The organism is Ohtaekwangia sp. (assembly GCF_036568665.1).
Lineage (GTDB): Bacteria > Bacteroidota > Bacteroidia > Cytophagales > Cyclobacteriaceae > Ohtaekwangia.
The window spans coordinates 1-7563 of sequence record NZ_DATCSD010000478.1 but is presented as its reverse complement, the minus strand read 5'-3'; the positions used below and the strand labels follow the sequence as shown (position 1 = coordinate 7563).

The following is a 7563-nucleotide window of genomic DNA, read 5'->3' as shown; positions in this document are numbered from 1 at the left end:
TATGGCTTACGAAATAGCACCCGGTAAACTAAGTGTATATGCTGCTGACTCTGCACAATCATTGGATGCTGCTGGAACAACATCAAACTTTAAAATCGGAGGCAGCGAAAAAAATCCGGCAAGTGATAATGCCTCACCGACCATTGCACTTTATATGGGTGATACAACATTTATTAATGGTGGCATTGTAAGCCCTAACACTACATTGGTAGCGCGACTGCAGGATGCAAGCGGTATTAATGTTTCCGGATATGGTATAGGAAATACGCTTGTAGCTGTACTCGATAATGATAGTGAGGTATATATACTGAGCGATTATTATGAAGCAGATGCAGATGATTTTACAAAGGGCTGGGTAAATTTCCCCCTGACGGGACTTTCACCGGGTAAACATACAATTACAGTAAAGGCGTGGGATACCTATAACAATCCTGCGCAGGCTACCATCAATTTTATTGTAACAGATGGTAATGATCTTAAAATCGAAACCTTTGCCAACTATCCCAATCCGTTTCAGGGAGAAACAACACTATATTTTACGCATAATCGTCCTGGCGATGATCTGGAAGCAGAATTATTTATATATTCAATAACCGGTCAGCAGTTAAAAAATTATACCTTCACCATAACAGAAAGCCCTTACCGTGTGGATTTGCTTAAATTTGATGGAACAACAGACCCCGGGAAAAAACTTGTGCTGGGATTATACTTGGCACGCGTGGCAGTTCGTTCCTTAACCAACGGCTCTAAAAATGAGCGGCTTACAAAGCTTATTGTTGCTAATTAATTATCTTTACAACGCTTGAAAAATACGTTAATGAATTTTAGAGTAGTACTTGCCATCATTTTTGTGGCCACTTCATTTCAATTCGGATTCTCGCAGGTTACTAACCCGGATGAATTGATCGGACAAGATAATGCCATAACAACAGCCGTTCCTTTCCTGGCCATTACACCAGATGCACGCCACGCAGGCCTTGGCGATGCCGGCGTTGCAACATCTCCGGATGCAAACTCTGCCTACTGGAATGCCGGTAAGCTCGCCTTCATCGACAAAAAATACGGTGGAACACTTTCCTATACTCCGTGGCTCGGCAAAATTGTAAATGATATGTGGGTTGGATATTTTTCCGGCTTCTACAAGATCAACCGCGAACAAGCTATAGCTGCCTCTATCAAATATTTTGATCTGGGCGATATCACCTTCAATACAGGTCCAAACCCGGGTGATGTGATCGGTGAATTTAACCCACGCGAGTTTGCGCTCGACTTCACATACTCCCGTATGCTGTCAGAGAATTTAAGTATTGGTGGAACGGTGCGCTATATACACTCTAACCTTACCGGTGCATTTACCCAGATCGATGCAAAAGCTGCCAGCGGTGCTGCAGTAGATTTAGGTGTATACTATACCAAGCCTATTCAGAGTGCACGCAATGCTACACTCTCTATCGGTGCAAACATCTCGAACATCGGTACTAAGATCTCCTATACCGACACACAGAATAAAGATTTTCTTCCTACGAACCTGCGTTTAGGAACAGCCTATACTACGGAGCTCGATCCGTACAACACGCTTACGTTTATGGTTGATTTCAACAAGCTGCTGGTGCCTACACCGCCTATATATGACCCGAACAATCCGGGTGTTATCATTGCCGGTAAAGATGATCGCAACAAATCTATATTAAGTGGTATGTTCGGTTCCTTCTCCGATGCACCGGGTGGTTTCAAAGAAGAGATCAAAGAAATTATGACTTCGGTAGGTGTAGAGTATTGGTATAACAAACTCTTCGCTGCACGCCTGGGCTACTTTAACGAAGCCAAAACAAAAGGCAATCGCAAGTATATGACGATCGGAACTGGCTTCCGTAAAAATCGTTTTGGTTTTGACATTGCGTACCTGGTGCCTACCAACAAACGGGAACACCCGCTTGCTGAGACCATTCGCTTCACATTGCTGTTGCACATTGAAGAAACGCAACAAGACAAAGACGAATCTGTTACTGATTAATTCTGCTGATGCTTAACCGTACAACGGCTCCTGATTTTACCAGGAGCACCGACTTTCAATTAATACTTCCGGAAGAACTGACACTGCAAAATGGTGCACGTGCTTTTTTTATTTCCGGCGGAACGCAATCTGTTATTCGTGTAGAGTTATTACTGAAAGCCGGCAGATGGCTGGAGCGAGTATGGGGAGCTTCTTATTTTTCATCACAACTGCTCTCAAAAGGAACATCACAAAAGAGCAGCTTTGAGATCGCGCAATTGTTCGATCAATATGGTGCACACTTTGAAATAAGTCCGGGACTTGATGCTGTTTCCATTTCGCTCTATACGCTTACAAAAAATCTTCGCCCAACCCTTGCAGCATTCCGCGAGTTGTTGCAAGACTCTATATTTCCTGAAAAAGAAATAGCGCAGCTCAAAAGTATATATCTGCAAAACCTGCGCGTGAACCAAGAGAAGACTAGCTTTCAGGCATCTAAACTTTTTCGCAAAAAATTATTCGGAGAAGATCATCCTTACGGAAAGGAACTGGAAGCTGAAGAAGTGCAGGCATTAACGCGCGATCAACTACTGGAGCACTATATATCTTTTGGAAAAGATTTTACAGTAATAGTTTCCGGCAAGATTGATGCTGCCAGCAAACAAAATATTATTGACGAGTTCTCTTCCCTTCCATTCCTGGCAAGTGCGCAGAAGAACATTACAACGCCCGGGGTAAGCGCACTGCACGAACGCGTGGGGAAGGAAGGGAGCGTTCAGTCGTCTATACGTATGGGAAAAAAAGCTATTGCGCGATCGCATCCCGACTACGCAGCGATGCTTTTCCTCAATCATATCTTCGGAGGTTACTTTGGCTCGCGCCTGATGAAAAATATTCGTGAAGACAAAGGTCTTTCGTATGGTATATATTCTTCTATCCACACATTACAACACGACAGCTATGTTGTAGTAGGCGCGGATGTGAACAACGAAAACCTCGATCTTACTTTTGATGAAATACGCAAGGAACTCAAGCGACTGCGCACCGAGCCCATCGATGCAGAAGAACTGGAGATAGCCCGAAATCATTTTATAGGAAGCCTGCAGGCAGAGATCACTACACCTTTTGCGCATGCCGATAAGATCAAGAACATGTTCATGTTCAATCTTCCGAAGAATTACTATCAGCGATTGATCGATACGATTGATGGTGTAAAGGCTGACCAGCTACAGGATATTGCTGCGCGTTATTTCCAGGAAGGCGACTTTATAGAAGTTGCTGTCGGCTAAACGATCTCCGGAATTTCCAGCTGCACGGTTGTTCCTCTTCCTACTTCTGATTCGATATTGATATTGCCATTGAGCTTGTCGATGGCTTCTTTTACTATATATAGTCCGAGGCCGGAGCCGGCACCATCATCGGTAGCGCGGTAAAACATTTTATATACATTCGGCAGATGCTCTTTCTCTATACCCTTGCCGTTATCTTCAATAGCAAGCTTCGCCAGGTGCTGGCTGATGTTTACATTTACTTTTATCACCGGGTCTTTTCCGTTCCTGTAGCGAATGGCATTCGAGATAATGTTGTTGAGTATAACTTTCAAACGCCAGCGATCGGAGAAGAAAGGTTCGTCCTGTTCAATACGAATAATCCGCTCTACAGATTTACCAGTGCTGGTAGCAAACTTCAATTGATTGAATGTTTCTTCGATCAGTGGCTCAAATAATATCTCTTCGCGTTTTACTTCGAGGCGCGAGTTACGCGATTGATCCAATATCTCCTTGATGAAATGATCTTGCTGCAAAGCACTTTTATTGATCATCTCCAGATACATATCTTTCATGGCAAGATCCTTATCCATGCGCGCCAGATTGATCAGTCCTAACACCGAAGCTATAGGAGCACGCAGATCGTGCGATACACTATATACAAAATTATCAAGCTCCGTATTGCGTTTACTCAGCTCCTGATTGGTGCGTTGTAATTTCTCTTCGGCAATTTTTCGCGTTCCTATCTCATCGTTCAATGCCTTGGTGCGCTCCAATACCATTCCTTCAAGATTCTCATTGAATTGCTGTAATTGATGCTGCACTTCCAGTCTCTCCTTTACTGTAGCCGAAAGTATAATAGTAGATATACTGATTACACCGATAAAGATCTGTAGCAACAGCATGGAATTTTCCTCTCCCACCAGAACAAATGGTCCGGTGCCGTTTACCGTAAAGTATATTGATATGAGCGATACAATCAATACGCCCGCAATGGCAACGATAAGCTCAAACCTGAATGCCAGCCACAATAAAAACGGAAGCGCCAGTAAGGGAAGTGCGCGTTGCATGGTAAGCGTTAAATAATCAACCCGCAACAGGAGATATATACCCAGTATACTCATGAAATATATACCCACTTCTATAATGCGCGCTGGCGATAGCGTTACTTTCACCTTGCGTACAATGGAGAGTATAAAAGGCGTAAATAACAGTATACCCACTACGTTGCCAATCCACCACGAGAACAACGTCTCGTATACTTGCTCGGGTGGTATAACAGTATTAAAATATAAACTGGACGTACCTATACCGGCACCGGCCAGGCACATGAACAGCGCTGTAAAAAGAAATCGAAATGTATTACGGGCGTGTTTGAAAGGATATGCATCGTGTATCCAGACTTTTACCAGGTAATTGCCGGCTACAGCTTCTATTGTGTTGCCCACCGCTATAACACTGCTAATCGTAATAATGGTCTGCGGGCCGAGTTCCGGGTTATTCCAGTAGGCCATAATGTTCGCTACCAGCGAGCCAATAGTTATACCGGGCCATACCGATCGCCCCAATAGAATTACCAATGCGAAAGCTATACCCGAAGGAGGCCAGGCTGGTAAAGCAGTGCTGTGCTCAAAAGCTAAAAAATATCCGAGGCGAGCAAACAGATAGTAAAGCAATGCCACACCTATAATCTTGAGATCAAGACTATATTTAAGCGGGAGTTTAAGAGTAGGCATTAATTGTCTCACAGTCAAACAAATATATACCATTAAAATACATTTAGAACAACTCTGCCGGAAGGAAGCCACGTTCTGAAAGGCAGACTGCCGGTTTTCGGGGTTGAAGTGCTGAACCTGATATAGGATTGTCCAGTTTTTCGAATGATTTACCGACTATAGCGGGAATAAATCTCCGGCTAACGATCTTCTTGCCGAATCGGTAGACTCTATGGGATGAATATTTATCTTCACGAAGTTTTTTATATAGCCATGGATCTTACCATTTTCTTCTCTCCCGTAGACGAGTCGTTGTATAGCAACATCACGTCATCCTCCAGCGTGTTTAAAAACATCAGCGTATTTGGCGATAAGATGCCCGACTATAAAGGTGCACACATTGCTATACTGGGGGTGAGCGAAGAACGCGGCTCGATTCGTAATACGGGCACTGCTTCGGCTCCCGATGAGATTCGGAAGAAACTATATAATCTGAAAAAAGGAACGGGCGCCTATCGTATTGTAGACCTGGGCAACCTCAAGCCGGGCCACGACCTGGAAGAAACTTATGTGCGCATCAGCGAAATATGTCGCATGCTGTTAGAGAGCAATGTATTGCCACTCATTATAGGAGGCTCGCATGATCTAGACTATGGTCAGTACTGCAGCTATGAAACTATGGAGAAACTGGTAAGCTTTCTGAATGTAGATGCTTACCTCGACCTGGAAGATAAAGAACAGGGCGCGAGTAATCAGCATATACACCGTATGCTGCTGCACGAGCCCAACTATCTTTTCAGCTATACACACCTGGCCTATCAAAGCTATCTCATCGATCCGATGTCGGTATCTATACTCGAAAAATTATACTTTGAGGCTTTCCGTATCGGGCAGATGCGCACCAACATGCAGGAGATGGAACCTACTATACGTAATGCGGACTTGCTCTCGTTCGATGTTACGGCTATACGCTCTTCTGATGCTCCCGGCAATGCCAATGCACAGCCTTTCGGATTAACCGGTGAGGAAGCCTGCCAGATATGCTGGTATGCAGGACTGAACGAAAAACTTAGCTCACTCGGGTTCTATGAGTATAATCCGCTGTTTGATGATGAACACAAGAAGACAGCATCGGTCGTGGCCACAATGATCTGGTATTTTATTGAAGGATATTACCACCGAAAGAACGAGCAGAACTTCCGTAGCAACGACTTCCTGAAATATTCCGTGTCGATGCCGGTGGAGCCCGAGATCATTACCTTCTATAAAAGTAAATTGAGTGAAAAGTGGTGGATGGAAGTTCCGTATCCCAACGGACGCGAGCGCTATTCACGCAACAGTATAGTACCTTGCAGCTATAATGATTACCAGGCGGCTATACGCGGAGATGTACCCGAGCGCTATATCAGCACACTGGCAAAACTTATTTAACATTTTTATTTTCAGATAACACCCTCAGGCTCTGCCTGATGCTTTTGCATGAAACTTCCCGACATTATTCTTTTATCGCTGGCCGTAGCATTCCTCATTATTGGCATCCATCAATTTATGGTGTTGGGATTTGGCCAATCGTACTGGGCCTTTATGCTCACACTGATATTATTTTTCGCCCTGAACCTGCGGAAGAAAAAAAGCAAATAGGCTAAAAAAATCCCTTGCACAACGAACGATTGCACCATCGGGCAGATGAGGCCTTAAAATTCTGTTTTTCAGTGTGCTCGGATCGTTTTTCTTTTTTAAGAAGATGTTTTTCTAATACAGAGAACGGGTTAAATTTGCGGCTCTTTAAAAATTACTTATGGCATTTATTGGAACATTGCGCAACAAGATGGGCACCTGGGTGGTGGTCTTCGTATTTGTTGCGATCACTGCATTCATTCTGGGTGATATCTTTAGCGGAAAATCAAACATCTTAAACTGGGGCCGCAATACAGTGGGTGAAATCGGAGGTAAAGAAATTTCCTACGAAGAATATCAGACTGTTATTCGCGAGCGTGAAGCCAACTGGTACCTGAATACAGGTCGTGAACCAGGCGAACGCGATATGCCTTCAATCCGCCAGCAGGCTTGGGACATGCTGATTGCCCGCCATGCTATACAACCACAAATCAAAGATGCCGGAGTGGAAGTTACGGAAGATGAAGTTGTAGATATGATCAAAGGTAAAAACATTGATCAAGGAATAAGAAATGCATTCACCGATCCACAGACCGGGCAATTCGATGTCAGTAAAGTAGTGGCATATATGAATCAGCTCAAAACAATGCCTGAGGGCTCAGAGCCTCGAGTTCGCTGGAGTGCCTTTGAACAAGATCTGAAGCCAGGTCGTGAGCGTATCAAATATGAAAACCTGCTCATCAAAACTTCTTATGTAACCAAAGCAGAGGCTGAGCGTGAATACCACCTCGCATCCGATGTTGCAGAAGTAAAATATCTCTACGTTCCTTACTATGCCATTAGTGATTCATCTGCAAAAGTTACCGATGCAGATTACGAAGCGTACTATAACAAAAACAAAGAGAAGTATAAGACCGATGCTACACGCGACATCAAGTATGTAAGCATTCCGGTAGTTGCTTCTGCAGAC

Annotated in this window: 6 protein-coding genes and 1 pseudogene; 6 read left to right on the top strand and 1 reads right to left on the bottom strand. The window is 44.0% G+C overall.

The genetic code is table 11. The features are described 5' to 3' along the window. The 3 genes and pseudogenes from VIN08_RS27880 to VIN08_RS27870 form a co-directional block, all read left to right on the top strand. Positions 1-787 (top strand): annotated as a pseudogene (locus tag VIN08_RS27880) (hypothetical protein); the annotation flags it as partial. A 15-nt stretch (positions 788-802) separates the two neighbouring features. Continuing rightward, complete coding sequence (gene porV, locus VIN08_RS27875) at positions 803-2014, top strand: type IX secretion system outer membrane channel protein PorV (protein ID WP_331972914.1); 1212 nt, start codon at positions 803-805, stop codon at positions 2012-2014. 8 nt (positions 2015-2022) lie between these two features. Further along, complete coding sequence (locus VIN08_RS27870; protein ID WP_331972912.1) at positions 2023-3282, top strand: pitrilysin family protein; 1260 nt, start codon at positions 2023-2025, stop codon at positions 3280-3282. Here VIN08_RS27870 and VIN08_RS27865 read toward each other — a convergent pair. Continuing rightward, positions 3279-4997, bottom strand: a complete 1719-nt coding sequence (locus tag VIN08_RS27865) for an MASE1 domain-containing protein (protein WP_331972910.1) — start codon at positions 4995-4997, stop codon at positions 3279-3281. The two genes, VIN08_RS27870 and VIN08_RS27865, sit on opposite strands and share 4 nt — an antisense overlap. Before the next feature lie 216 nt (positions 4998-5213). Here VIN08_RS27865 and VIN08_RS27860 point away from each other — a divergent pair, with 216 nt between their 5' ends. From VIN08_RS27860 to VIN08_RS27850, 3 genes are all read left to right on the top strand, one after another. Further along, positions 5214-6407 (top strand): formimidoylglutamase, encoded by a 1194-nt coding sequence (locus VIN08_RS27860; protein ID WP_331972908.1) that lies wholly within the window; start codon positions 5214-5216, stop codon positions 6405-6407. A gap of 48 nt (positions 6408-6455) precedes the next feature. Next, a complete protein-coding gene (locus VIN08_RS27855) occupies positions 6456-6617 on the top strand; it encodes a hypothetical protein (RefSeq protein ID WP_331972906.1) in 162 nt (53 codons plus the stop codon). A gap of 157 nt (positions 6618-6774) precedes the next feature. Then, positions 6775-7563, top strand: a 789-nt coding sequence (locus tag VIN08_RS27850; protein WP_331972904.1) for a SurA N-terminal domain-containing protein, incomplete at its 3' end; no start/stop codon positions are given.

Bases quoted from the DNA above. Each gene is read 5' to 3' on its own strand.
- VIN08_RS27870 (WP_331972912.1), top strand. From the start codon at position 2,023: ATGCTTAACCGTACAACGGCTCCTGATTTTACCAGGAGCACCGACTTT.
- VIN08_RS27855 (WP_331972906.1), top strand. From the start codon at position 6,456: ATGAAACTTCCCGACATTATTCTTTTATCGCTGGCCGTAGCATTCCTC.
- VIN08_RS27860 (WP_331972908.1), top strand. From the start codon at position 5,214: ATGAATATTTATCTTCACGAAGTTTTTTATATAGCCATGGATCTTACC.
- VIN08_RS27865 (WP_331972910.1), bottom strand. From the start codon at position 4,997: ATGCCTACTCTTAAACTCCCGCTTAAATATAGTCTTGATCTCAAGATT.